The sequence below is a fragment of the Actinokineospora sp. NBRC 105648 genome (assembly GCF_030269645.1).
Taxonomy (GTDB): domain Bacteria; phylum Actinomycetota; class Actinomycetes; order Mycobacteriales; family Pseudonocardiaceae; genus Actinokineospora.
The window spans coordinates 278,649-303,856 of the sequence record NZ_BSTR01000002.1 but is presented as its reverse complement, the minus strand read 5'-3'; the positions used below and the strand labels follow the sequence as shown (position 1 = coordinate 303,856).

The 25,208-nt window shown below is 74.1% G+C and carries 24 protein-coding genes; 9 read left to right on the top strand and 15 right to left on the bottom strand.

Annotated features, from left to right (window positions below; genetic code table 11):
- Positions 1-72: 72 nt before the first annotated feature.
- Positions 73-1,002: an FAD-dependent oxidoreductase gene (locus tag QSK30_RS02625; protein ID WP_285499179.1), complete on the bottom strand. Its 930-nt coding sequence runs from the start codon at positions 1,000-1,002 to the stop codon at positions 73-75.
- A 62-nt stretch (positions 1,003-1,064) separates the two neighbouring features.
- Between QSK30_RS02625 and QSK30_RS02620 the strand changes: the two genes are divergently transcribed.
- The 4 genes from QSK30_RS02620 to QSK30_RS02605 all read left to right on the top strand — a co-directional run bounded on the left by QSK30_RS02620 (position 1,065) and on the right by QSK30_RS02605 (position 4,768).
- On the top strand, positions 1,065-1,724 hold the full coding sequence (locus QSK30_RS02620) for an MOSC domain-containing protein (protein ID WP_285499178.1): 660 nt from the start codon (positions 1,065-1,067) through the stop codon (positions 1,722-1,724).
- On the top strand, positions 1,721-2,185 hold the full coding sequence (locus tag QSK30_RS02615; RefSeq protein ID WP_285499177.1) for an NUDIX hydrolase: 465 nt from the start codon (positions 1,721-1,723) through the stop codon (positions 2,183-2,185). Before QSK30_RS02620 ends, QSK30_RS02615 begins: the two co-directional genes overlap by 4 nt.
- 188 nt (positions 2,186-2,373) lie before the next feature.
- Positions 2,374-4,023: a peroxidase family protein gene (locus QSK30_RS02610; RefSeq protein WP_285499176.1), complete on the top strand. Its 1,650-nt coding sequence runs from the start codon at positions 2,374-2,376 to the stop codon at positions 4,021-4,023.
- A 46-nt stretch (positions 4,024-4,069) separates the two neighbouring features.
- Positions 4,070-4,768: a DNA alkylation repair protein gene (locus QSK30_RS02605; RefSeq protein ID WP_285499175.1), complete on the top strand. Its 699-nt coding sequence runs from the start codon at positions 4,070-4,072 to the stop codon at positions 4,766-4,768.
- A 61-nt stretch (positions 4,769-4,829) separates the two neighbouring features.
- Here QSK30_RS02605 and QSK30_RS02600 read toward each other — a convergent pair whose 3' ends face one another.
- From QSK30_RS02600 to pheS, 6 genes are all read right to left on the bottom strand, one after another.
- Positions 4,830-6,464, bottom strand: coding sequence for an alpha/beta hydrolase (locus QSK30_RS02600; protein ID WP_285499174.1), 1,635 nt, complete (start codon positions 6,462-6,464; stop codon positions 4,830-4,832).
- A 235-nt stretch (positions 6,465-6,699) separates the two neighbouring features.
- Positions 6,700-6,855 carry a hypothetical protein gene (locus QSK30_RS02595; protein WP_285499173.1) on the bottom strand — a complete coding sequence of 52 codons (156 nt, stop codon included), beginning with the start codon at positions 6,853-6,855 and terminating at the stop codon, positions 6,700-6,702.
- A complete protein-coding gene (locus QSK30_RS02590; protein WP_285499171.1) occupies positions 6,810-7,172 on the bottom strand; it encodes a hypothetical protein in 363 nt (120 codons plus the stop codon). Before QSK30_RS02590 ends, QSK30_RS02595 begins: the two co-directional genes overlap by 46 nt.
- Positions 7,124-7,471, bottom strand: a complete 348-nt coding sequence (locus QSK30_RS02585) for a hypothetical protein (RefSeq protein WP_285499169.1) — start codon at positions 7,469-7,471, stop codon at positions 7,124-7,126. Before QSK30_RS02585 ends, QSK30_RS02590 begins: the two co-directional genes overlap by 49 nt.
- Before the next feature lie 74 nt (positions 7,472-7,545).
- Complete coding sequence (gene pheT / locus QSK30_RS02580; protein ID WP_285499167.1) at positions 7,546-10,062, bottom strand: phenylalanine--tRNA ligase subunit beta; 2,517 nt, start codon at positions 10,060-10,062, stop codon at positions 7,546-7,548.
- Positions 10,062-11,129, bottom strand: coding sequence for a phenylalanine--tRNA ligase subunit alpha (pheS, locus tag QSK30_RS02575; protein ID WP_285499166.1), 1,068 nt, complete (start codon positions 11,127-11,129; stop codon positions 10,062-10,064). Before pheS ends, pheT begins: the two co-directional genes overlap by 1 nt.
- Before the next feature lie 277 nt (positions 11,130-11,406).
- On the opposite strand from pheS, the gene QSK30_RS02570 reads away from it, so the two are divergent.
- Entirely contained in the window at positions 11,407-13,203 is a 1,797-nt protein-coding gene (locus tag QSK30_RS02570; protein ID WP_285499165.1) for an HSP90 family protein, read from the top strand.
- A gap of 12 nt (positions 13,204-13,215) precedes the next feature.
- Positions 13,216-16,002: a tetratricopeptide repeat protein gene (locus QSK30_RS02565; RefSeq protein WP_285499164.1), complete on the top strand. Its 2,787-nt coding sequence runs from the start codon at positions 13,216-13,218 to the stop codon at positions 16,000-16,002.
- A gap of 60 nt (positions 16,003-16,062) precedes the next feature.
- Here QSK30_RS02565 and QSK30_RS02560 read toward each other — a convergent pair whose 3' ends face one another.
- The 5 genes from QSK30_RS02560 to infC form a co-directional block, all read right to left on the bottom strand.
- Positions 16,063-16,251 carry a hypothetical protein gene (locus QSK30_RS02560; protein WP_285499162.1) on the bottom strand — a complete coding sequence of 63 codons (189 nt, stop codon included), beginning with the start codon at positions 16,249-16,251 and terminating at the stop codon, positions 16,063-16,065.
- A gap of 204 nt (positions 16,252-16,455) precedes the next feature.
- Complete coding sequence (locus QSK30_RS02555; RefSeq protein ID WP_285499365.1) at positions 16,456-17,283, bottom strand: TrmH family RNA methyltransferase; 828 nt, start codon at positions 17,281-17,283, stop codon at positions 16,456-16,458.
- The gene (rplT, locus tag QSK30_RS02550) at positions 17,280-17,663 is read right to left on the bottom strand and encodes a 50S ribosomal protein L20 (RefSeq protein WP_285499161.1); all 384 of its coding nucleotides are present in this window, start codon (positions 17,661-17,663) and stop codon (positions 17,280-17,282) included. The genes QSK30_RS02555 and rplT overlap by 4 nt, the downstream gene beginning before the upstream one ends.
- A 68-nt stretch (positions 17,664-17,731) precedes the next feature.
- Positions 17,732-17,926 carry a 50S ribosomal protein L35 gene (rpmI, locus tag QSK30_RS02545; RefSeq protein ID WP_285499160.1) on the bottom strand — a complete coding sequence of 65 codons (195 nt, stop codon included), beginning with the start codon at positions 17,924-17,926 and terminating at the stop codon, positions 17,732-17,734.
- Positions 17,927-18,018: 92 nt separating this feature from the next.
- Positions 18,019-18,630 (bottom strand): translation initiation factor IF-3, encoded by a 612-nt coding sequence (infC, locus tag QSK30_RS02540; RefSeq protein ID WP_285499364.1) that lies wholly within the window; start codon positions 18,628-18,630, stop codon positions 18,019-18,021.
- Positions 18,631-18,922: 292 nt separating this feature from the next.
- Here infC and QSK30_RS02535 point away from each other — a divergent pair, with 292 nt between their 5' ends.
- Positions 18,923-19,288 (top strand): DUF1844 domain-containing protein, encoded by a 366-nt coding sequence (locus tag QSK30_RS02535; protein ID WP_285499159.1) that lies wholly within the window; start codon positions 18,923-18,925, stop codon positions 19,286-19,288.
- 47 nt (positions 19,289-19,335) lie between these two features.
- Here the strand turns inward: QSK30_RS02535 and QSK30_RS02530 are convergent, their stop codons facing one another.
- Both QSK30_RS02530 and QSK30_RS02525 read right to left on the bottom strand, forming a co-directional pair.
- Positions 19,336-20,001, bottom strand: coding sequence for a response regulator (locus QSK30_RS02530; protein WP_285499158.1), 666 nt, complete (start codon positions 19,999-20,001; stop codon positions 19,336-19,338).
- Positions 19,998-21,650: a sensor histidine kinase gene (locus QSK30_RS02525; protein WP_285499156.1), complete on the bottom strand. Its 1,653-nt coding sequence runs from the start codon at positions 21,648-21,650 to the stop codon at positions 19,998-20,000. The genes QSK30_RS02530 and QSK30_RS02525 overlap by 4 nt, the downstream gene beginning before the upstream one ends.
- A 100-nt stretch (positions 21,651-21,750) precedes the next feature.
- Between QSK30_RS02525 and QSK30_RS02520 the strand changes: the two genes are divergently transcribed.
- Both QSK30_RS02520 and QSK30_RS02515 read left to right on the top strand, forming a co-directional pair.
- Positions 21,751-23,118 (top strand): cation:dicarboxylate symporter family transporter, encoded by a 1,368-nt coding sequence (locus QSK30_RS02520; protein ID WP_285499155.1) that lies wholly within the window; start codon positions 21,751-21,753, stop codon positions 23,116-23,118.
- A gap of 155 nt (positions 23,119-23,273) precedes the next feature.
- The gene (locus QSK30_RS02515; protein WP_285499154.1) at positions 23,274-24,665 is read left to right on the top strand and encodes a hypothetical protein; all 1,392 of its coding nucleotides are present in this window, start codon (positions 23,274-23,276) and stop codon (positions 24,663-24,665) included.
- A 20-nt stretch (positions 24,666-24,685) separates the two neighbouring features.
- Here the strand turns inward: QSK30_RS02515 and QSK30_RS02510 are convergent, their stop codons facing one another.
- On the bottom strand, positions 24,686-25,180 hold the full coding sequence (locus tag QSK30_RS02510) for a hypothetical protein (protein WP_285499152.1): 495 nt from the start codon (positions 25,178-25,180) through the stop codon (positions 24,686-24,688).
- Positions 25,181-25,208: the final 28 nt, after the last annotated feature.

Sequence of the window (25,208 nt, the reverse complement as noted above, 5' to 3'; positions counted from 1 at the left end):
GGCCGCCCGGACAGGTCCGGCGCTGGGGATTCGTGATCCGCGCGGATGGCGCCCGCCGGACCGCGCGGCGAGTCAGAGCAGGGCCAGCACCGCGTCCGCGCTCCCCCAGGAGTGGCACACGCCCATCCCGCCGTGGCCGTAGTTGTGCACGACCAGCGCCTCGCCGAGCCGCTCGGCGGCCAGCCGGGGCGTCGGCCGCCAGGGCCGCAGGCCGACCCGGTGCTCGAGCACCGGCGCGTCGGCGAGCAGCGGCTCGACGGCCGCGCACCGGGTCCGGATCCCGGCGGCCACCTCGGGGTCCGGTGAGCGGTCCCACACGTCCGGCCGGACCACCCCGCCGAGCACGACGTGGTCGCCGTGCGGGAAGAACGAGGCCCACTCCCTGGCCCGGGTGGCCTCGACGTAGTACTCGGTCAGGCCGGGGTTCTCGACCACCACGTGCTGGCCCCACCACGGCCGCAGCTCATCGTCGCCGGTCAGCTCCCGGGCGCCGACCCCGGTGCAGTTGACCACGACCGGCGCCGCGGCGGCGGGCTCGGCGAGCGAGGCGACCCGGCGGAGCTCCACCTCGGTGCCGGTCCGCGCCAACCGGGTGACCAGGTACTCCAGGTAGCGCGGCATGTCGACGACCGGGACCGTGGTGCGCAGGCCGACCAGCATCCCCGGGGCCAGCTCCTCCGGCCCGCAGATCCGCACCTCGGGCAGCCGGTCGACCCACGGCGGCGGCTCGGCCTGCAGGTCGGAGGACTGCATGCCCCGGCACAGCCGCACCCCGCTGGTCGGGTCCTCGGCGAGCAGGGTCAGCTCGGCCTGGGTGGCGTAGGCCCAGGTCCGGCCGGGGTCGGCGAAGTCGGGACCCCACAGCGCGGCGGCGACCGCGGAGGTGGTGCGCTCGGGCGGCTCGGCCGCCCACACCCGCACCCGGGCCCCGCCCTCGGCGAGCCGGATCGCGGTGCTCAGCCCGATGACCCCCGCCCCCACCACCAGCGCCTCGGTTCCCATGCGGGCACGCTACTGGAGGAATGTGATCCGCGTCGCGCACCCCGGTTGAGTAGGTTCGGCCCATGCCTGCCGCAGCCGTGATCGAGTCCGTCAACGTCGGCGTCCCACGCCCGATCCCGGCCAAGGCCGGGGCGAGCGCCATCGACAAGCGCCCGGTCGCCGGGCCGGTCCAGGTGTCGGTGCCCGCGGCGGGCCGGAGCGGGCTGGCGGGCGACTCGATTTGCGACACCGACCACCACGGCGGCGCGGACCAAGCCGTCTACGCCTACGCGCGCGAGGACCTCGCGTGGTGGTCGGGCGAGCTAGGCGCGGCGTTCGGGGCCGGGGCGTTCGGGGAGAACTTGACCACGGCCGGTCTCGACGTCAACGGCGCGCTGGTCGGGGAGACCTGGCGGGTGGGCGCGGACCTGCTGCTGCGGGTGACCACGCCGCGGATCCCGTGCCGCACCTTCGGGGTGTGGCTGCGGCGCTCGGGCTGGGCGCGCACGTTCACCCGGGCCGCACGGCCGGGGACCTACCTGAGCGTGCTGCGCCCGGGGGCGGTGCGCGCGGGCGACACCGTCGAGGTGGTCGACCGCCCCGACCACGGGGTGACGGTGGCGATGGTGTTCCGGGCGATCACCCTGGAGGCCGACCTGCTCCCCCGGCTGCTGACCGCCGAGCACGACCTGCCCCCGGAACTCGTCGACACCGCCCGCAGACGCGCGGGGGTGTCCCGGTGAAGCAGACGACGCGGGTGGCGGCCTACGCGGTGTGCGTCGAAGAGGACAAGATCCTGCTCGCGCGGTGGGTGGGGCGCACGGGAAAGAAGTGGACCCTGCCCGGCGGTGGTCTCGACCACGGCGAGGACCCGCTCGACGCGACCGTGCGGGAGGTGTTCGAGGAGACCGGTTACACCGTGGAGGTGGACGCGCTGCTGGGCATCGACACGGTGCGCAGGCGCTTCACCAAGACCGGGCTGCGCAAGGCGCTGAGCCGCTCGGGCGGGGCGACCGACTGGCACGGCATCCGCGTCGTCTACACCGCCCACGTGGTCGGCGGGGAGCTGCGCTTCGAGGAGAACGGCTCCACCGACATGGCCGCCTGGGTCGACCTGGCCGAGGTGTCCACTTTGGACCGGACCGAGCTGGTGGACGTCGCCGTCACCCTCTCGAGGGAACGCCCGCCGCGCGGTCGGGTGTAGCGGTGATATTTAAATAAATAGCGGGATATCGCCATCCCGCTATTTCGGCACACCCGCCCCCGCTCCTCGGGTAGCCTCGGTCGCAGGGGGACGGATCGCTTGGGGGAACGGGTTTCCTGGGGAGGGAGCCCGCGGTCCGCACCCCGTGTTCACCGGACGCGTCCGGAACCGGACAGGGGGATTCACAGATGAGAGAACACGCACGCAGCAGTTTCTTCGTCGTGGGCGAGGGCGTGCTGGAGACCGACGACCAGGGCGAACCGCGCACCCGGCAGCCCACCAGCGCCGAGGAGCTGCGCCGGTTCCGGTTCTCCCGGCTCGGCCCGAAGGGCCCGCGCACCGACGAGGACCTGCGGGTCGCCCTGGCCACCGCGATCACCGACGCGGCGGCCCAACCGGACTCGACCGTACCGGCCGGGTTCACCTACCTGGGTCAGTTCGTCGACCACGACCTGACCATGGACCGCACCGAGACCCAGCTCGGCACCGACCTCACGGTCGACGAGCTGGTGCAGGGCCGCTCACCCGCGCTCGACCTGGACTCGCTCTACGGGCGCGGCCCGGGCGACCGCGACGACCGGCGGTTCTACGCCGAGGACCGGGTCAAGCTCAAGGTGGGCACCACCGCCGCGGTCACCGTCCCGGACGAGCGGGTCAACGTGGACCTGGCGGGCTTCGACCTGCCCCGGGTCGGCGGTATCGGGGGCACCGCGGCCGACCGGCGCGCGGCGTTGATCCCGGACCCGCGCAACGACGAGAACCTGGCGGTGGCCCAGACCCACCTGGCGTTCATCCGGTTCCACAACCGGGTGGTCGAGCAGCTGGCGATCACCGGCGTCGGCGAGCGGCGGCTCTTCGAGACCGCCCGCGAGCAGGTCGTCAAGCACTACCAGTGGCTGTTGCGCACCGACTTCCTGCCGCGGGTGGTCGACCCGGCCGTGGTCGAGGACGTGTTCGCGCACGGCAGGCGCTTCTTCGAGGCGCACGGCCACCACGGCGGCCACGGCGGGCGGCCGACCATGCCGGTGGAGTTCGCGGTGGCGGCCTACCGGATCGGGCACAGCATGATCCGCTCGGCCTACCAGTGGAACCGGGTGTTCAGCGGCACCGGGCCTGCGGGCGTCGCGTCGCTGCTGCAGCTGTTCACCTTCAGCGGCACCAGCGGCAACTTCCGGCCCGGCTCCGGGCTGCCCGACCTCGACGACCCGAACGCCGCGGGCCTGGAGCGGCTGCCCACCAACTGGATCGTCGACTTCCGCAGGCTCTACGACTTCACCGAGGCCGGGCGGCCGGACCTGGCGGTCCCGCCGGGCGCGGGCAACGTCACCAAGCGGATCGACTCGCTGCTGGTCGACCCGCTCACCCAGCTGCCCGCGGGCAGCTTCGGCGGCCGCGGCACCGAGGTCCCCGCCATCGAGCGCAACCTGGCGTTCCGCAACCTGACCAGGGCCGAGATGGTGGAGCTGGCCAGCGGGCAGCAGATGGCCGAGCTGTTCGGCGTCGAGCCGCTGACCGCGGCGCAGATCCTCGAGGGCGACTCCGGCGCCGCGCTGGCCGACCTCACCGAGGAGCAGCGCGACGCGCTGGTGGCGGCCACCCCGCTGTGGTTCTACGCGCTGCGCGAGGCCGAGCTCAACGGCGGCCTGCTGGGGCCGGTCGGCGGCCGGGTCGTGGTGGAGGTGTTCCACCGCGCGATGGAGGGCAGCAGGCACTCGATCGTGCGGGAGCCGTCCTGGCGCCCGGCGCTCGGGCCGGACTCGACCACGTTCCGGATGACCGACCTGCTGCTGTTCGCCTTCGAGGGCAAGCTCGACCTGCTCAACCCGCTGGGCGACTGACCACACCGGACAGCGGACGGCCGGTCGGGGGCCGTCCGCTGTCGGTGTGCGCCGGTACGGTGGCCGGGTGGACCTGGTGGCGGCGGCGCGAGCGGGGTTGGCCGAGGCGGGCGACCCCGTGCGGGCCGGGGAGATGCAGCGGTACATGAAGTCGGACATGCCCTTCCGGGGCGTGGCCAAGCCCGCGCGGGCCGCGCTGACGAAGTCGCTGTTCGCGGAGTTCGACCTGCCCGACCGGGAGTCCTGGCTGGCCGCGGTGACCGCGCTGTGGCGGGCGGCCGAGTACCGCGAGGAGCGCTACGTCGCGCTGGACCTGCTGGGCCACAAGCGGTACACCCACTGGCGCGACATCGACCTGCTGCCGCTGCACGAGGAGCTCGTGGTCACCGGTGCGTGGTGGGACCACGTCGACGAACTGGCCAACCGGCACGTCGGGCCGCTGCTCGCGGCGCACCGCGCCGAGCTCACGCCGGTGCTGCTCGACTGGGCGGTCGACCCGGACCGGTGGAAGCGGCGGGTGTCGGTCATCTGCCAGCTCGGCGCCAAGGACGAGACCGACACCGACCTGCTGGCCGCGGCCATCGAGGCCAACCAGGACGACCCGGACTTCTTCCTGCGCAAGGGGATCGGCTGGGCGCTGCGCCAGTACGCCCGGGTGGAGCCGGGCTGGGTGCTGCACTTCGTCGACGCCCACCCCGGCCTGTCCCCGCTGTCGCGCCGGGAGGCGCTCAAGCACCTGTCCTGACACGGGACCGGGCGGGTGTCCGTTACGGACACCCGCCCGGCCTCGGTGCGACGGCGAACGACTAGCCGCGCGCGCCGACGATCAGCTTCTGCAGGTCGGCGCGGGTGATGTCACCCGGCACCGACGGTGCGGCCGCCACCTTGCGCTGCTGGGCCACCGCGGCGGGAACCGGCACGGGCACCGGGTCGCACTGGGTGTCCGAGCGGCGACCCGGCTTGCGGGCCGGGAGCTTGCCGGAGGCCAGGTAGTCCGCGATCAGGTTGTCGGTGCACGCCACGCCGTTGAGCGAACCGGAGTGGGTGGTGCCGCCGACGCCCTCGATGAGGACCGACTTGGGGAACCGGCTGCGCAGTTCCAGGCTGCCCTCGTACGGCGTCGCCGCGTCGAGGGTCTCGTCGATCAGCAGGATCGGCGGCGCCTTGGAGCCGTCGACCTGGACCGGCTTGCCGACCTTGCCGCCCCAGTTGATGCAGGGCGCGTTGAACCAGGCGTTGCCCCAGGTCTCGAACGGGGCGCGCAGGAAGGTCAGCCAGTTGTCGACCTGCCAGCGGCTCCACTGGGTGGGCCACTGCACGTCGGTGCACTGCGTCGCCAGGTACATGGCGAAGCCGTTGTCGGTGCCCGGCCCCTGACCGTTGGAGGCGTCGTAGAGGGCCTTGAGCCCGGCGTAGTCACCGTTGTTGACCCACGCCGAGAACGCGTTGGCCACGTCCTCCCAGCCGAACACGTAGTACCCGGCCTGCAGGAAGATGTCGGTCCACTCGTCCGGGCCGATGATGCCGCCCGCCGGGTTCTTGATGAACTTGAGCTGCTCGGCGTAGAACTTCGCCTCGACCGCCTTGCCGGACTTGCCCAGGTGGTAGACGCTGTCGTACTTGGCCACCCAGTCGAAGTAGATCTTGATGTTCCGGTCGAAGGCGACGTCCTGGTCCAGGTTGGCCTGGTACCACACCTTGCGGGCGTCGACGTTGCCGTCGAGCACCATCCGGCGCACCCGCTCCGGGTACAGGGTCGAGTAGACCTGCCCGAGGTAGGTGCCGTAGGAGAAGCCGTAGTAGTTCAGCTTGTCCTGGCGCAGCGCCTTGCGGATCACGTCGATGTCGTTGACCGTGTCGGTGGTCTTGACGTGGTCGAGCAGCTCGCCACCGGCGGTGTCGCAGGCCTGGGCGTAGCCCTTCGAGCGGTCCAGCCAGGTCTTCTCCAGCTGCTTGGTCGCCGGCACGTAGTACGGGCGGTTGTAGCTGAAGTAGTTGCCGTCGCAGGACAGCGCCGGCTGGCTGGAGCCGACCCCGCGCGGGTCGAAGCCGATCCAGTCGTAGGCCAGGCCCGCGTCGTTGGGCACGAACTCGCCCAGCACCGAGAGGGTGAGGCCGGACCCGCCGGGACCACCGGGGTTGGTGACCATGATGCCCTGGTACTGCTCGGCCGGGACCTTCGCCTTGATCCGCGACACCGCGAGCTTGATCTTGGTGCCCGCGGGCTTGGCGTAGTCCAGCGGGACCTCGAGGAACCCGCACTCCGCGCCGCGCCGGGCCAGGCCCGGGCTGGCGCACACGCCCCACGCGATCGGCGCCGGGTCGTAGCTCACCTGGTTCGGCGCGGGCTTCGGCTGCGGCGCGGCCTGCACGCCCGGTGCCAGCACGACACCGCCGACCACGAAGCCCGCCGCGGCGACCGCCGCAACGATTTTCTTCACATTGCCCCTTTTCGTCACGCTATGTCCGGAACGGGTTCCGTGACGGACCGCACGATGCTGCCCCGAAACGGCGGGAATGTGAATACCGACAGGCCGATTTTTGCGATTGCGAAACGGTATTCCATGGCGTCCGGCGAATATGACCATGAAAGGCGCGAATTGCACGGCGGGTCGTCGTAGCCCGTTCGGCTCACGACAGTCGCGTGTGGATCAACCGGGACCGGCGGCCGCCGCCTCAGCGGAGCGCGACCAGGGTGCGGCCGCGCTGTTCGAGCGGGGTCGTGCCGAGCGGGCCGACCCGCACCGGGCCCGGGCGGTCGCCCCGGTCGACCGGGATCGTGCTGGTCACCGCGCCGGTGGCCGGGTCGAGCGCGGCCAGTCCCGCGGGCACCGGGACAAGCACCCGGTCGCCGACCGCGACCCCGGCCCGAGCGCGCCCGTGATCGTCCACATCGGACGCGGGTCGACCGTGCCGAGCGCGGTGGTCGCCGATCCGGGGAACCAGCGGATCGCGTCGTCGCCGATCTCGGTGACCGCGGCGCGTTCGCCGGTGAGCCCGCCTAAATCGGGCACCGGGTATTCACCGGACCGCATACCGCCCTCGCCAAGGACCAGCACCCGGGCCGGATCGGGGACCGCGAGCGCGACCCAGTTCGCCGTCACGGCGAGGACCTGGGCGCCGGGCGGGATCTCGACCGCGTAGACCACCTGCCCTCGGGGTCCAGTGGCGGGACAGAGTCGAACGCGGCCACGCGCACAAGAGCTCGGTCGCGCGCGTAGCGCCAGCGGACCACCCCGGTGACCGGGTCGCGGCCGAGCAGCTCGTGTCCGCCCGCGGTGACCACGGTGGGCCCGGCCAACGCGGGTCGCGCGGTCGCTGGGCTCTCCGCGCGCCAAGCCTCGGTGAGCGCCACCGGGACCCGCGTGAGCGGCGCGGGCGGTACCGGCGCCGTGCCCGACGGCTCGCTGGTGGTCGTACGGAAGTCGCCGCCGCGGAAGAAGAGCACGGCGGCGGGACACCGCCGCGACCGTGATGACCGCGAGGGTCGCCCAGTCGCGGCGGCGGGTGAACGACCGCCGCTCAGCCGCGCAGGGCGGCCCCGTGCCGCTCGGCGGCCGCCGCCACGGCGGTGTCCCGCGCGGCGGTGGCCTCCTCCACGGTGAGCGTGCGGTCCGGCGCCCGGAAGCGCAGCGAGTAGGCCAGCGACCGCTTCCCCTCGGCGACCTGCGCGCCGGTGAACACGTCGAACAGGCTCAGCTCCTCGAGCAGGTCGCCACCACCCGCGCGCAGCGTGCGGGTGAGGTCGGCGGCGGGCACCTCGGCGGGCACGACCAGCGCGACGTCGAGCAGGACCGGCGGGTAGGGCGAGACCTCGGGCACCACCCGGCGCTCGACCAGCGGCAGCAGGTCCAGGTCCAGCTCCATCGCGCAGGTGCGCTTGGGCAGGCCCAGCGCCTCGACCACCTTCGGGTGCAGTTCGCCCGCGTACCCGACCGGGAAGTCGCCGACGCTGAGCCGCGCGCAGCGGCCCGGGTGCCACGGCGCCAGGTCGCCCGCGCTGACGGTCAGCTCCACCCCGGCGGCCTGGGCCACCGTGCGCGCCGCCTGCACGGCGTCGGCCCAGCCCGCCTGCTCGCCCTGACCCCACCAGCCGGGGCGCTGCCGGTGGCCCGCGAGGACCACCGCGACGTGCACCGGCTGGTTGGGCAGCGCCGCCTTGAGCGCGGCCACCTCGGCGTCGTCCGGCCGCCCGGCGACCCCGACCTCGGGCATCGGGACCTGCTGGGCGCGCGGCAGCACGACCTGCCCGATGTGGAACAGCGCCAGGTCGCGGGCGCCGCGGGAGACGTTGCGCACCACCGTGTCCAGCAGGCCGGGCAGCAGCGTGGTGGCCAGCGCGGGGCGGTCGGCCTCCAGCGGGTTGAGCACCTGGACGGTGTTCCGGCGGACGTCGTCGTCGGCCAGGCCGAGGGCGTCGAACACCGAGGGGGCGACGAACGGGAACGGCAGCACCTCGACGTAGCCCTGCTCGGCCAGCGTCCGCGACACCGCGCGGCGCCTGCGCTGGGCGGCGGTCAGGCCGCGGCCGGGCGGCGCCGGGGGCAGCAGCGACGGGATGGTGTCGTAGCCCTGCAGCCGCAGCACCTCCTCGACCAGGTCGGCGGGCTGGCTCAGGTCGGCGCGCCAACTCGGCGGGACCGCGGTGACGATCGGCGTGCCACCCTCGTCGGCGTCGATCTCCAGGCTGCAGCCGATCTGCTGCAGCCTGCGGGCGGTGACCCCGCGCGCGTAGTTCACCCCGGCCACCCGGTCGGGCAGGTTCATCGCCATGGTCACCGAGGGCTGCTGGGCCGGGCTGCCCACGTCGGTGCGGCCGGGCTGGATGCCGCCCTCGCCGTACTGGCGCAGCAGCCGCGCGGCCCGCTCCAGGGCGACCGGCGGCAGCGCCGGGTCGACGCTGCGCTCGTAGCGCTTGGCCGCCTCGCTGGGCAGCTTGTGCCTGCGCACCGCGCGGGCGATCGAGGCCGGGTCCCAGATCGCGGCCTCGAGCAGGATGTCGGTGCTCTCGGCGCGGACCTCGGTGCTCGCCCCGCCCATCACCCCGGCCAGCGAGACCGGCCCGGACTCGTCGCAGACCACCACGTCGTCGGGGTCCAGCGCCCGCTCGACGTCGTCGAGCGTGGTCAGCCGCTCCCCCGCCCGCGCCCGGCGCACGGTGATCCCGCCGCGCAGCCGCGAGGTGTCGAAGGCGTGCATCGGCTGGCCGAGCTCGAGCATCACGAAGTTGGTGATGTCGACCGCCAGCGAGATCGACCTGATGCCCGCGAGCATCAGGGTGCGCCGGATGAACCACGGCGTCGGCGCGGTCGGGTCGACCCCGGTGACCCGGCGGACGGCGAACCGGGCGCAGGCGCCCGGGTCCTCGATGGTGACCGGGACCGACTCGCGCTCGGCGGCGGGCACCTCGATCGCCGCCGGGTCGACGAAGTCCAGGTCCAGCGCGCAGGCCAGTTCCCTGGCCAGGCCACGCAGCGAGAAGCAGTAGCCGCGGTCGGGGGTGAGCGAGAGCTCGATCACCGAGTCGGTGAGGCCGAGCAGCTCGATCGCGTCGTCGCCGGGGGCGATGTCGTCCTCGTCGGTGGCCGTCGGCAGCACGAGGATGCCCGCGTGCTCGTCGCCCAGGCCCAGCTCGCGGGCCGAGCAGATCATGCCGTTGGACACCCGGCCGTAGGTCTTGCGCGCGGCGATGGTGAAGTCGCCGGGCAGCACCGCGCCGGGCAGCGCCACCACGACCAGGTCGCCCTCGGCGAAGTTCGTCGCGCCGCAGACGACCTGGGTGGTCTCCGGCGCGCCGCCGTCCTCGGCCTCGTCGATCTCGACCGTGCAGAACCGGATCGGCTTCTTGAACTCGGCCAGCTGCTCGATCTCGGCCACCCGGCCGACCACGAGCGGACCGGTCACCGGGCCGAGCGGACTGACCTCCTCGACCTCCATGCCCACCCGAACGAACGCCTCGGCGATCTTGTCCGGGGACAGGTCGCGGTGCGCGCCGGTGAGGTCGAGCTGTCCCAGGAGCCAGCTGATGGGGATGCGCACTACGCCTCCGTGCCGAAGGGAAGGGTGAACCGGACGTCGCCCTCGACCATGTCGCGCATGTCCGGGATGCCGTTGCGGAACTGCAGGGTCCGCTCCAGGCCCATGCCGAAGGCGAAGCCCGAGTAGACCTCGGGGTCCACCCCGCAGGCGCGCAGCACGTTCGGGTTGACCATGCCGCAGCCGCCCCACTCGACCCAGCCCGCGCCGCCCTTCTTCGCGCTGAACCACACGTCCAGCTCGGCGGAGGGCTCGGTGAACGGGAAGAACGACGGGCGCAGCCGCACGTGCGCCTCGGCGCCGAACATGGCCTTGGCGAAGGCGTCCAGGGTGCCCTTGAGGTGGGCCATGGTCAGCCCCTTGTCGACCGCGAGACCCTCGACCTGGTGGAACACCGGGGTGTGCGTGGTGTCCAGCTCGTCGGTGCGGAAGGTGCGGCCGGGGCAGACCACGTAGACCGGCAGGTCGCGCTCGATCAGCGAGCGCACCTGGACCGGTGAGGTGTGCGTGCGCAGCACCAGGCCGGATCCCTCGGGCGCGACGTAGAAGGTGTCCTGCATCGTGCGCGCGGGGTGGTCCTTCTTGAAGTTCAGCGCGTCGAAGTTGAACCACTCCGCGTCGAGCTCGGGACCCTCGGCGACCTCGTAGCCCATGCCGACGAACACGTCGGCGACGCGCTCGGACAGCGCGGTGATCGGGTGGCGCGCGCCCCGGGGGAAGCGGTCCCACGGGAGGGTGACGTCGACCCCCTCGTCGCGCAGGACCCGCTCGTCCCGCTCGACCTGCAGCTGCAGGCGGCGCTCGTCGAAAGCGGCCTTGACCTGCGTCTGGGCCTCGTTGACCCGCTTGCCCGCCTCGGAGCGCGCCTGCGGCGGCAGCGCGCCGATCTCCCGGCGGGCCTGCAGCAGCGGTGACTTGTCACCGAGGTGGGCGGGCTTGACCGCGGCGAGCGCGTCGAGGTCGGCGGCGGAGGAGAACTCCTCGCGCGCCTTCTCGACGGCGGCCTGGAGGACGTCCGGCGCGAGCGCCGCGACCTCCTTGGGGTCGTACGAGTCGTTGGCTCCGGACATGGTTGGTGGACAGCTCCCCGGGTCCCTCTTGCGAAACAGGCGGCGCACCCGGCGACGCGGGTGAGCAGGGTCGATCCTAGGTGATCGCCGGATCGGCCCGACACCGAGTTGCGCGGTGCGGGATGATCAACCCCCACCGACCCGGTTCGCCCGTGTGGCCGCGCCCGTTCGCGCGGCCGGGTGAAGGCCGGGCCGCTGTCATAGGACACCTGTACTGTGACGACGGTCCGGACCGGCCCCGCAGGGCGCCGCCCACTCTCCCGCGCAGAGGTTCACCTTGGCCCAGACATTCGGTGTCAACCTTCGCGGCGTCATCGACCTGCTCAGCCAGCACCTCTACAGCAGTCCCCGCGTCTACGTGCGCGAGCTGCTGCAGAACGCCGTGGACGCGGTGACCGCGCGCGGTCTGACCGATCCGGGCGCGCCCGCCCGGATCGTGCTGGAGTGCCCGGAGCACACCGGTGACGGCACCCTGCGGATCCACGACAGCGGCATCGGCCTGGCCGAGGACGAGGTGCACACGCTGCTCTCGACGCTCGGCGGGACGTCCAAGCGCGACGAGCTCGGCTTCGCCCGGCGCGACTTCCTCGGCCAGTTCGGCGTCGGCCTGCTGTCCTGCTTCCTGATCGCCGACGAGGTCCGGCTGGTGAGCCGCTCGGCCACCGGCGGCCCGGCGGTGCGCTGGGTGGGCCGCGGCGACGGCACCTACACCGTCGAGGTCGACGACTCCGCGCGCGCCGAGGTGGGCACCACGGTCACCCTGCTGCCGCGCCGCGACTGCGACCACTGGGCCGAGTACGAGACGGTCGCGCCGCTGGCCGCCGAGTTCGGCTCGGTGCTCCCCTACGACGTCCGGGTCGTGGGCGCGACCGGGTCGCGGGTGATCACCGCGCCCGCGCCGCCGTGGGTGCGCGCGCCGGGCGAGGACGTCGACGACCACCGCGAACGGCTGTTCGCCTACTGCCGCGAGACCTTCGGCTTCGAGCCGTTCGACGCGCTGCCGCTGGAGTTCGGCGCGGTCGGGCTCACCGGGGCGGCGTTCGTGCTGCCCGCCGGGGCGCACCCGAGCGCGAAGCAGTCGCACCGGGTCTACCTCAAGCGGATGCTGGTCGGCACGGCCATCGAGGGCCTGCTCCCGGACTGGGCCTACTTCGTGCGCTGCGTCGTGGACACCTCCGCGCTGCGCCCGACGGCCAGTCGCGAGGCGCTCTACGAGGACGAGACGCTGCTGGCGGTGCGCGACGCGCTGGGCGAGCGGCTGCGCGACTGGCTGGTGCGGATGGCGGCCACCGACCCCGAGCGCGCCGGGCAGCTGCTCGCCGCGCACCACATGGGCATCAAGTCGCTGGCCCTGGTCGACGACGAGCTGCTCGGGCTGGCCGAGCGCTGGCTGCCGTACGAGACCACCCGCGGCGCGATGCCGCTGCGCCAGTTCCGCCGCGCCCACCCGACCGTGCTCTACACCCCCGACGTCGACGAGTTCCGCCAGCTGGCGCCGGTCGCCGCCGCGCAGGGCATCGGGCTGGTGAACGCGGGCTACGCCTACGACACCGACCTGCTGCGCAGGCTCGCCGAGCGGGACGGCCCGGACACCGCCCGCCGGGTGGAGCCGCGCGAGCTGCTGGCCGCGCTGGGCAGGCCGGACGCGCGCACCGAGGCCGCCCTGGCCGCCGCGGTCGAGGTCGCCACGACGGTGCTGGCCGACCACGACTGCGAGCCGACGCTGCGCGAGTTCGACCCGGTGTCGCTGCCCGCGCTGCTGGTCGCCGACGCCGACGGCGCGCGCAGGCGCGACGCCGCCGCCGCGGCGGCCGACGCCGATCCACTGTGGAGCGAGCTGCTCGGCAGGCTGGTCGACGACGGCTCCGGCGCCGCGCAGCGCCTGGTGCTCAACACCCGCAACCCGCTGGTGGCCCGGCTCGGCGAGGTGGCCGACGCCGCGCTGCTGGAGTCGGCGGTGCGGGCGCTCTACGTGCACGCGCTGCTGCAGTCGCACCGGCCGTTGCGGCCCAAGGACACCGCCGCCCTCACCGGGTCCTTCCTGGACCTGCTCGACCGCGCCATCGGGCGCTGACCGGAGGCCCCCGTGGCAGACGAGGACGACCCGCGCGACCGGCTCGCGCACCTGTTGCACGAGGCCGACGACCTGCCGCCCGGGCTGGGCAAGTGCGAGTCGCTGGAGCGGGCGGCCCGCGGCGCCGACGCCGCGGGCGCCACCGAGCTGGGCGTGGCGGCGCGGCTGCTGCTGGTCAACGCCTACCGAGAGATCCGCCGCTACGACCTGATGCTGACCCCGTTCGCCTGGCTGCGCGCCACCGAGGGGCGCCACCCGGAGGCCTTCGACGAGTGGGCGGTGCACCAGTTCACCTGGATGCACAAGTGGCTGCCGACCGGGCTGCTCGGCGACCCGCGGTTCTCCCTGGCGCAGATCACCGCGCTGGTCGACCAGCTCGAGCAGCGCTACCGGCTGCACGGCTATTCCCCGCACCCGGTGCACGACAAGCGGCGCGCGCTGGCCCACCACATCGGCGACACGGCCGCCGCCGACGCGCACTTCGCCGCGTGGCGGGCCGCCGAGCCGGACGAGATGAGCGACTGCGCCGCGTGCGTGGTGGACAGCCAGGTGGGCTACTTCGTCTCCCGGGAGCGCTACGAGGACGCCATCGTGGTCGCCCGGCAGGTGCTCGACGAGCCGTCCGACTGCGCCGAGCAGCCGCACGGCGTGCTGGCCTCGCTGATCGAGGCCTACCTGGCCACCGACCGGCTCGACGACGCGGCCCGGGCGCACCTGCTGTCCTACCGGGTGGTGCGCGGGACCCCGCAGGGCCGCTCCGCGCTGCACGCGCACCTGCGGTTCTGCGCGATCACCGGCAACGCCTGCCGCGGCTTGGAGATCCTGGGCGACAACCTCGACGTGCTGGTCGACCCGCCGAGCCCCAAGGTGCTGCAGGACTTCGCCGCCGCGGCCGCGCTGCTGCTGAGCCGGGTGGACGACCGGGCCGAGCGGGTGTTCGCGGTGGGCGAGCGGGAGTACGACGGCGAGGCGCTGCGCGCGCACTGCGCTTCGGTGGCGCGCGAGACCGCGGCCGAGTTCGACCGCCGGAACGGGACGGACGCGGTCAGCGTGCGGGTGGCCAAGACGCTGACCACCCCGGACGTGGCCACGGTCCTGGTCGCGGTGCCCGAGCAGCCCACCCCGGCGGACGGGGCGGGCCCGGACGACGCGCCCGCCGACCCGGTGGTGATCGCCGAGCGGGCGTGCGCGGCCTTCGACGGCGGCGCGATGTTCACCGGCTCGGCGCTGCTGAGCAGACTGCCCGCCGACCTCGACGTGCTGCTGCCCGAGGGGCTCGCCGCCCGGGTCGCCGCGCACCGGACCCGGCTGGCCAGGTACGACTCGGCGCGCGCGGTCGCCGACGAGCTCACCGCGGTGCTCGACCGGCTGCTGGCCGCGGGCGAGCACACCGCGGCGGCGCGGGCGCACTCCACGCTGGCCGACGTGCTGCTGGTCCTCGGCGAGCACGACCAGGCGCGCGCGCGGGTGGCGGCGGCGATGGCGCTGGGCACCGAGCACGGCGACCCGGTCAGCGTGCTGCACGCGCACCTGACCGCCGCCGGGCTGCACCCCGACGACCCGGCGGCCGCGACGGCCGAACTGGACGCCGCCGAGCGGATCGCCACCGAGAACGCCCCGGAGCGCCTCGGCGCGGTGCTCAACTCCCGGGCCGAGGCGCTGGCCGAGCGCGGGGAGACCGCCGAGGCGCTGGTGGTCGTCGAGCGGCTGCTGGGCCAACCGTGGCCGGAGTCGACGCGGTACCGGCTGTCCGACCACCGGGCCGACCTGCTGGTGGCACTGGGTCGCACCGCGGACGCGGTGCGGGCGCGCCAAGAGCACGTCGCGCTGGTGCGCGAGGTGACCGGTCCCTGGGTGGCCGACGCGCTGCTCGAGTTGGCCATGCTGGTCGACCAGGCCGGGATCCCGGGCGAGCACCTCGACACCCTGCTCGAGGCGGTCGCCGCGGCGCGCAGGCACCTGGCGCCCGCCGGGGTGGCGCGGGCCTGCCTGCACCTCTCGGCGGCCTACCTCACCACCGGCCGCGACCTGGAGGCCGCCGAGACGCTGGAGGAGGCGCTGCGGCTCATGCCGCCGCGGTTCGACGGGCCGCTCTGCGAGATCCGCTACCGGTTGGCGCTCGCGTGCCGGAACCTGGGCGAGCACCAGGCGGTCGCCGATCACCTGGTCGCGGTGACCGCGCTGGCGGGCGAGGACGACCCGGGCATGGCCGCGCACGTGCGCCACCAGCTCGGCAACGCCTACCTGCAACTGGGTTCGCTGGACGAGGCGGCCGCGGCGTTCCGCGAGTCGGCCCGGCAGTGGCTGGTGGCCGACGCCCCGGTGGCCGCGAGCGAGTCGCTGGTGAAGCTGGCGCACGCCCGCGGCCTGGCCGACCTCGGCGCCGGACTGTCCATCTTGGACGAGGCGGCGACCCTGGTGGCCGACGAGACCGAGGAGGGCACCCTGGACCAGCTCGCCGACGTGGTCGGCTTCCGGGCCGCCCTGCTGGCCCACCACGCCCACTACACCGACGCGCTGGCGGCGAACTCGCGCGCCGAGGAGTTCGCCGTGCGGCTGGGCAACACCGAGTGGCACGCCTTCCTGGCCTGCCGGGCAGCCCGGCTGCAACTGGACCTGGGCGCCCCGGCCGCCGCCGAGTCCGAGGCACGCCGGGCGGCGGCCCTGTTGGACGGGGAGTCGGACGAGGCCACGGTCGGCGCGGTGCTCGGCGCGCTGGCGCGGGCGTTGGAGGAGCAGGGGAAGCCGGTGGAGACCGACCTCGTGGTGCGCGGCCTGACCGAACGCCTCGACACCTGAGCCCAGCGGCCCCTGTGCGGCATGGCGGGCCGGGCGCGACCACGGCGCGGTCGTGGGTGATCACCAGCAGGGGCTGGGCCACGCGCAACCCGTGGAGCACACACCCACCTGGGTGAGCGCGTCCTGCCCGGTGGTCGGCTCGTCGACGATGATCACCGGGCGGCGACTCCTGGGCAGGAACCGGCCGCCGCCGGAAAGCTGGTGCGGTAGCGGTTGGGCGGCTCGACCGGGGACCACGACACTGTCCACTTCGGATGGTGCGCCGGCTCGATCGGGTGAACCCAGCGGACTCGAGTACGGCGGCCTCGGCTGGCTCCACCTGGGTGCCGTCTACGTGGCAGAACCGTTCTACGGCGTCCGGCCAGCCCATGCAGGCGATCGGTGTCGGAGCGGGTGTGGACCAGTGGTGGCGCGCGGATCGAGTCCGCCTCCGTCCGGTGCGGACGGTCGGGATCAGCGGCGGTGGGCGCGGGCGCTGGCGTAGAGGCAGACCGCCGCGGCGGTGGCCAGGTTCAGGCTCTCGGCGGCGCCGTGCAGCGGCACCTTGACCACGTCGTCCACTTCGGACAGCAGGTCGGCCGCCAAGCCGTGCGCCTCGCTGCCGAACACCCACGCGGTGGGGGCGGCGAGGGCGCCGGAGTCGATGACGTCGTCGAGGTCGGCGCTGGCGTGGCCGTCGGCGGCGACCAGCCGCAGGCCCGCGGCCCGGCAGGCGGCGAAGACGGCGGCGGTGTCGCGGGAGCGGGCCAGCGGCAGGTGGAAGACACTGCCGGTGGAGGCGCGCACGCACTTGCCGTTGTGCGGGTCGACGGTGTCGCCCGCGAAGAGCACCGCGGCGGCACCGGCGGCGTCGGCGACCCGGGTGACGGTGCCCGCGTTGCCGGGGTCGGACACCCCGGCGAGCACCGCGACCAGCCGCGGCGTGCCTGCCAGCGCGTCCTCGAGCGGGCGGTCGAGCAGGTCGCACACGGCGACCAGGCCCTGCGGGGTCACCGTCTCGGAGAGCCCGTCCAGCGCCTTGTCGGTGGCCTCGGAGATCGGCACGCCGGCGCGGTCGGCCGCGGTCACCAGGTCGAGGTTGCGGGTGGCGGCGGTGGCGGTGACGAACAGCTCGTGCACCACGCCGTGCGCCAGCGCCTCGCGGACGGCCTGGGCGCCCTCGGCGAGGAAGCGCCCGGCCCGGTCCCGACCCGCGCGCCGGGTCAGGGCCCGAGCGGCGGCGACCCGGGGCGTGCGCTCGGTGAACGCCTCCGCCCCGGGTCGCCGGGAAACCGTGCTCAGGAAGCGGCCTCGGCCTTGCCCTGGACGCCCGCGTTGACCCGGGCGATCTCGACCAGCGCGGTGAACGCGGTCGGGTCGCTCACGGCCAGCTCGGCGAGGATCTTGCGGTCCACCTCGACACCGCCGACGCGCAGGCCCTCGATGAAGCGGTTGTAGCTCATCCCGTTCTGGCGGGCCGCGGCGTTGATCCGCTGGATCCACAGCTTGCGGAAGTCGCCCTTGCGGGCCCGGCGGTCCCGGTAGGCGTAGTTGAGCGAGTGGAGCACCTGCTCCTTGGCCTTGCGGTAGAGCCGCGAGCGCTGGCCGCGGTAACCGCTGGCGAGCTCGAGAGTCGTGCGGCGCTTCTTTTGGGCGTTGACCGCCCGCTTGACGCGTGCCACGGATCCGTCCTGTCGATCTTGGGGGCGCGGGTCAGCGCGCCCGAGTGGTCATGGGGTGGGGGTGGGCCTCAACGGCCGAGCAGCCGGTTGAGCCTGCGCACGTCGACCTTGGCGACCTCTTCGGTGCCGGACAGCCTGCGGGTGAGCGTGCTCGACTTCTTCTCCAGCTTGTGGCGGAGGCCCGCCTGCTGACGGCGCAGCTTGCCCTTGCCGGTCACGCGGATGCGCTTGGACGTACCGGAGTGCGTCTTCATCTTCGGCATTGTGCTCGATCCTCGTCTCGTGCCGCCCGGGCGCGTGCGCGCGCACGGGCGGCCTTCGGGGTGTTGTCTCGACCGGGGAGACCCCGGTCCGGTCACTCCTCGGTGGAGCTCTCGCTCGGCTCTTCGGAGTCCGCGTCCGCCGAGGTCGCCTTCGGCTTCGGCTTCAGGTTCTTGTGCGGCGCCAGCACCATGATCATGTTGCGGCCGTCCTGCTTGGCCGACGACTCGACGAAGCCCAGCTCCTCCACGTCCTCGGCGAGCCGCTGCAGCAGCCGGAACCCCAGCTCGGGGCGGGACTGCTCGCGACCGCGGAACATGATGGTGACCTTGACCTTGTTCCCGTGCTCGAGGAAGCGCACGACGTTGCGCTTCTTGGTCTCGTAGTCGTGGGAGTCGATCTTCGGCCGGAGCTTCTGCTCCTTGATGACGGTGAGCACCTGGTTCCGCCGGGACTCGCGGGCCTTCTGCGCGCTCTCGTACTTGAACTTGCCGAAGTCCATGAGCTTGCACACCGGCGGGCGCGCCTGCGGGGCGACCTCGACGAGATCAAGATCCGCTTCCTGCGCCAGGCGGAGGGCGTCCTCGATGCGGACGATCCCGACCTGCTCGCCGTTGGGTCCGACGAGTCGGACCTCCGGCACGCGGATGCGGTCGTTGATGCGTGTCTCCGTGCTGATGGGGCCTCCTTGGTCCGTGTTTGCGATCCCCGCCCGCCCGGGTGGGCGAACGCGTCGCACGCTGGTGGCGTACGACGTGCGCGGCACGTGAGGTCCCCAAAAAACACCACAGGCCCCGTCGACTGGACAGGGCCCGCTTTCCGACCGATCAACCCGACGCGCGCGGCGTCGAGCACACCGAGAACCACCCGGGCTCGCGCCCGTGGGATCTTCGGCAACCGGACCCGGCCGCCTCGCGGTGACTCGGGTGGGAGCGGGGGCTCCACTTTGCCGCCCCCGGGCTAACGGGGGCTGGTCGCACGTGCAAGGCTAGCAGACCGTGAACGACGCTTCCGCCACCCCTGGTGCCGCCACCGGTACGGACGACCCGCGCGAGCTCGCGGACATTCCCAGTGTGGAGGTCGTCAGCCGGGCCGCGGTCATGCTGATGTCCGCCGCCGCCGAGCGGCTGGGCCTGGCCGACCCCGACCCGGACACCAGCCCGCACCGCGACCTGGACGAGGCCCGCAGGCTGATCACCGCGCTGGCCGGCCTGCTGACCGCCTCGCTGGAGTACCTCGGCCCGCACGCGGCCCCGCTGCGCGACGGGCTGCAGTCACTGCAGCGCGCCTTCCGCGAGGCCTCGGCCTTCCCCGACGAGCCCGGCCAGGGCCCGGGCGAGAAGTACACCGGCCCGGTGTACTGAGACCCGCGCACCGGGGACGGTGGGCTCAGCCCCACCGCGCCGGTCGCTCAAGCCCAGCGGTACCAGACCTCCGGCCGCCCGACCGCCCCGTACCGCGGGTGGCGGGCGGCCAACCCGTTGTCCGCCAGGTGCTCCAGGTACCGGCGGGCCGTCACCCGCGACACCCCGACCGCCTCGGCGGTGGCCGCCGCGGACAGGCCGGCCGGTGTCGCGCGCAGCGCGGCCACCACGGCCCCGAGCGTCTCCGCGCTCATCCCCTTGGGCAGCGGCGCCTCGCCGGTGCGCAGCGCGCCGAACGCCTGGTCCACATCGGACTGCCCCGCCTCGCCCGGCCCGCTGATGCGCGCCCGGAACCGGGCGTAGCCCTCCAGCTTGTCGCGCAACCCGGCGAAGGTGAACGGCTTGAGCAGGTACTGCACCACCCCGGCCGACACCGCCGCCCGCACCACCGCCAGGTCGCGCGCCGAGGTCACCGCGATCACGTCCGCGGTGTGGCCGCCCGCCCGCAGCGCGCGCACGACCGCGAGGCCGTGGGTGTCGGGCAGGTACAGGTCGAGCAGCACCAGGTCGACCGCGACGGTGTCCAGGAACCGCAGCGCGTCGCGCCCGGAGTGCGCCACCCCCGCGACCCGGAAGCCGGGCACCCGCTCGACGTAGAGCCGGTGCGCGTCGGCGGCCACCGGGTTGTCCTCCACCACCAGGACGTCGATCACGGCAGCCGCACCGTGAACACCGCGCCACCGCTGTCCTCCTCGGCGGCGGGCCTGCCGTCCTGAGCGTTGCCGTCCTGAGCGTGGCCGTCTCGGTCGTCGCCGCCATCGGCCCGGCCCACCTCGACCGTGCCGCCCGCGCGCCGGACCGCCTGGGCGACCAGGGCCAGACCCAGGCCCCGGCCGTCGGCCTTGGTGGACCAGCCGCGTTCGAACACCTTGTCCACATCGGACACCCCGGCACCGCTGTCGGCCACCCGCAGCACGAGACCGTCCGCGCCGTGCGTCCCGGACACGCGCACCCACGGCTTGCGCACCGCGGCGCGGGCGACGGCGGCGTCCACCGCGTTGTCCACCAGGTTGCCCAGGATGGTCACCAGATCCCGCGCGGGCACCGCACCCTCCGGGATGTCGGTCCCCGGGTCGATCACCAGCTCCACCCCCCGCTCACTGGCGTCGGCGGCCTTGCCCAGCAGCAACGCCGCGAGCACGGGCTCGGACACCGCGCCGACCACCTGGTCGGTGAGCCGCTGGGCGATCGCCAGCTCCCCGGTGGCGAAGGTGACCGCCTCGGCCGGGCGGCCCAGCTCGACCAGTGAGACCACGGTGTGCAGCCGGTTCGCCGCCTCGTGGGCCTGCGAGCGCAGCGACTCGGCGAACCCGCGCACGGTGTCCAGCTCGCCGGTCAGCGCCTGCAGGTCGGTGCGGTCGCGCAGGGTCACGACGGTGCCGAGCGCGCGCCCGGCGAACCGGACCGCCGAGGAGTTGACCACCAGCACCCGGGTGTCGGTCAGGTGCAGCTCGTCGCGCATCTCGGTCCCGTCGAGGAGCCTGGTCGCCAGGTCGGCGGGCAGACCGAGGTCGCCGACGTGCCTGCCCTCGGCGTCGGGTGGCAGGTCCAGCAGGTCCCGCACGCCGTCGTTGCACAGCGTCACCCGCTGGTCCTGCCCGACCAGCACCAGGCCCTCGCGCACCGCGTGCAGGATCGCCTCGTGGTACTCGATCACCAGGCCCAGCTCGGCCGGGGCGAGGCCACCGGTCTGCCTGCGCAGCCGCCTGCTCACCAGGTAGGCGCCCAGGCCGCCGACCAGCAGGCCCAGCGCGGCGATCCCGATCAGCCCGAACACCCGGTCGGCCACCTGGGCGCTGATCGCCGACAGCGTGATCCCGGCGCTGACCAGCGCGACCACCTCACCGCCGGGACCGAGGACCGGGACGACCGCGCGCACCGACGGCCCGAGCGTGCCGGTGTAGGTCTCGGTGAACGCGCGGCCCGCGAGCGCCTCGGCGGTGTTGCCCAGGAACCGGCCGCCGATGTTCGCCGGGTCGGGGTGGGTGTAGCGGACGCCGTCGGTGTCCATGATCGTCACGAAGTCGACACCGGTGTCGGCCAGCAGCGCCTGGGCGTAGGGCTGCAGCAGCGCGCTCGGGTCCGGCCCGGACACCGCGGCGCGGACCGACGGCGCGTCGGCCACCGCCCTGGCCAGCGTGGTCACCCGGGCCGCGCTCGCCTCCTCGGCCCGGTCCGCCACATCGGCCCAGGCCAGCGCCGCGCCCGCGACGACGAGCACGCTCACCACCACCGCCTGCAGGGCCAGGAGCTGGCGCGCGAGGCTCCACTGCCCGCGCCGGTGCGTGGCACGCGTTTTCATGGCGAGCAGTGTGGACCCCGCGAACGCAATGAACGCAATAGTGACCCCGGACACAGCGCGGGCGAGGGTGGGGGCCGATCAAGAGCCCAGGGAGGCCCCCGTGTCGACCACACCCCCGCCCGCGCGGCGCAGAGACCGCACCCACCTGCTCTACCTGGCCGTCATCGCCGCCGTCGTGCTCGGCGTCGCGGTCGGCCTGCTGTTCCCGGCCGCCGGAAAGGCGCTGGCCCCGCTGGGCACCGGTTTCGTCGCGCTGATCAAGATGATGATCAGCCCGATCATCTTCTGCACGATCGTGCTCGGCGTCGGCTCGGTCGCCAAGGCCACCAGCGTGGGCAAGGTCGGCGGGCTGGCGCTGGTCTACTTCCTGGCCATGTCGACGGTGGCGCTGGCCATCGGCCTGCTGGTCGGCAACCTGCTGCACCCCGGCGACGGCCTGCACCTGACCGAGGCGCTGGCGGCCAACGGCGAGGCCCAGGTCAAGGGCGGCCAGGGCGGCACCGAGTTCCTGCTCGGCGTCATCCCGACCACGCTGGTCTCGGCGTTCACCTCCGGCCAGGTCCTGCAGACCCTGCTGGTGGCGCTGCTCGTCGGCTTCGCCCTGCAGCGGCTCGGCAGCCGCGGCGAGCCGCTGCTGCGCGGGATCGGGCACCTGCAGCGGCTGGTCTTCCGGGTGCTGGCGATGATCATGTGGGTGGCGCCGATCGGCGCGTTCGGCGCGATCGCGGCGGTGGTGGGCGCCACCGGCGTCACCGCGCTCAAGAGCCTGGCGGTGATCATGCTGGGCTTCTACGCGACCTGCGCGCTGTTCGTGGTGGTGGTGCTGGGTCTGCTGCTGTGGGCGGTGGCCCGGGTGAACCTGTTCGCCCTGCTGCGCTACCTCGGCCGCGAGTTCCTGCTGATCCTGTCCACCTCGTCCTCGGAGGTGGCGCTGCCGCGGCTGATCGCGAAGATGGAGCACCTCGGGGTGAGCAAGCCCGTCGTCGGCATCACGGTGCCGACCGGGTACTCGTTCAACCTCGACGGCACCGCGATCTACCTGACCATGGCCACGCTGTTCGTCGCCAACGCCACCGGCTCGCCGCTGGCGATGGGCGAGCAGGTCTCGCTGCTGCTGTTCATGGTCATCGCGGCCAAGGGCGCGGCCGGGGTCAGCGGCGCGGGCCTGGCGACCCTGGCCGGCGGCCTGCAGTCGCACCGGCCGGACCTGGTCGACGGGGTCGGGCTGATCGTGGGCATCGACCGGTTCATGTCCGAGGCCCGGGCGCTGACCAACTTCGCGGGCAACGCGGTGGCCACCGTGCTGATCGGCACCTGGACCAGGGAGTTCGACCACGACCGGGCCGCCGAGGTGCTGGCGGGCCGGACGCCGTTCGACGAGACGACGATGTCGGCCGACGAGGAGCCCGCCCCGGTTCCCGAGCCGCGGCAGGCCGACGAGCCGCGCCCGGTCGCGCACAGCGCGTAGCCAGGGCTGCACTCGCTCGTTGAACCCGCTGAACCGCCCGCCGCCGATGCCCCCGGCGCGGGCGGTTCGGCGCGCGTACCGGCCCGACGAACAAATGATCACGACTCGGCGTCCGGGCCGTGCGCCGTACGCACGGCCCCGTAGCGTGGTCCGCCATGACCGCTCGTTGGGCCTTCCTCGCCGCCCTGGCCACCACCGGGGCGCTGCTCTTCCGGCACCCGACCTCGCTGTGGGCGGCCCACAGCGGCTGGGACGCGGTGTGGGTGGCCCCGGTGGTGAGCGCGGCCGCCCTGGTGGTGCTGTGGCGCTTCCCGGGCCGGGCCTGGCCGTGGGTGCTCGCGGTGGGCGGCGCGCTGAGCCTGGCCGTGTCCATCCTGTGGATCGACGGCTGGCCGCTGGCCGGGGCCGACGGTGCCACCGGCCCACCGCCCGGGCTGCTGGTCGTCTCACTGCTCGGCGACACCGCGGCGGCGCTGCTGCTGCTCGGCGCGCTGGGCGCGGCCGCGCGCCTGCTGGCCGCGGGCGCGCGGCCCACCGGTGCCGCGCTGGCCGGGGTGGCGGCGGGGGCCTACCTGGTCGGGGCCCAGCTGCGGCTCGACGGCATCGAACCGTCCATGTGGGACACGGTCCGGTTCACCGCCGCCGGGATCGCGGTCGTGGGCGCGGTGAGCGCGGTCCTGGTGACCTGGCGGGACAACGACCTCGTCCGGGCCCGGCCGGTGGTCCTGGGGATGGGCTTGGCCGCGGTGCTGGTCGGCGCCGCCCTGGACGTGCACGGCGTGCTGACGCTGGGCCAGCGGGCGGCGCGCGACGCCGAGTCCATCCAGGCCCTGGAGACCCAGTCCGGGGTGATCGCGGCGGTGTCGGCGGTGGTGCTGCTCGCCCTGGCGGCCGGGATCGCCTGGTGGTCGGCGCTGGAGGTGGTCGGGCTCGCCGCGGTGGTGGTGGCCGGGCTCGCCCTGGTCGAGGTCGGCCTGAGCCGGTTCCAGGTCGCCGCCCGCCCGGCCCCGAGCAGCGTCGCTCCCGCGGGCGCGACGGTGTGGCTGGCGCTCGGGGTCGGTCTGCTCGGGTTCGCCGCGCTCGGGCTGCTGCGCAGGCGGGCCTGGGCGTTCGCCGCGCTCGGCGCGGTGGCCGCGGTGCTGCTGCCGCTCGCGGTGGACGGTGCCGCGCTGCGCGCGTCCCAGGAGGACCTGCGGGTGCTGCCCGACGGCAGGCTCTCCGCGCCGCTGTCGGTCGACCCATGGGTGACCGCGGGCTCGGTGGCCCTCCTGGTCGCCGGCGCCGGACTGATCGCGCTGGCCGCGGCGGTGGTTGGCGGCAAGCTGGCGGCGACCCCTGCGGCGCTGGTGGTGGTGATCGGACTCGCGGCGATCCCGGCGGGGTCGCTGGCCGCCCGCGGCGTGCAGACCCTGGACTACGACGCGTTCAGCCCGCTGCGGCAGTACGAGCCGAGCTGGTGGGTCGCCCTCCTGCTGGGCGGCGCCGCCGTGCTGGTCGCCGCCGGGACGCTGGTGCGCCCGCGCGACCCGTCCCCCGCGCTCCAGTAGCCATCTCTGCGGCCGTCGTCTCAGTAGCCGTCGTCCTCCGCGCCCGCGGCCTTCGCGCCGTCCGGGGCCACGGCGAACCAGGTGCCGCCGACGCCCTGCCCCTTGGCGTCACCGGGCTTGACGTCCTTGGCGAACCGGTAGAGCGGCCTGCCCGCCAAGGTGAGCTGCGTGCTTCCGTCAGCCCGCACGAATGTGCCGATCAGGGCACGGTCCATCCCGTCGGAGGAGACGTCGCCGCCCTCGGCCAACGCGGGTGGCCAGGCTGTCGCGCAGGGACCGGAGCACTCGGATCTCGGCGGCTCGGCCGAGTCCTTGTCGAACCGGTAGAGCGTGAAGCCCCCGATGTCGGTGACCACGTAACCCAGCGTCCCGACCTCCTTGGTGGACAGGTGGACGCCGTTGTCCGACCGCACCGCGGCCTGCGGGACAGGCGCGGGCGCGGCGTCGCGGGCCGAGCATGCGGTGAGGGCGAGCGCGGCGAAGACCGTGGCGGTGAGAGCGCGGGTGCGGCTCATGTGGACCTCCTGGTGCGGTGGGGACACC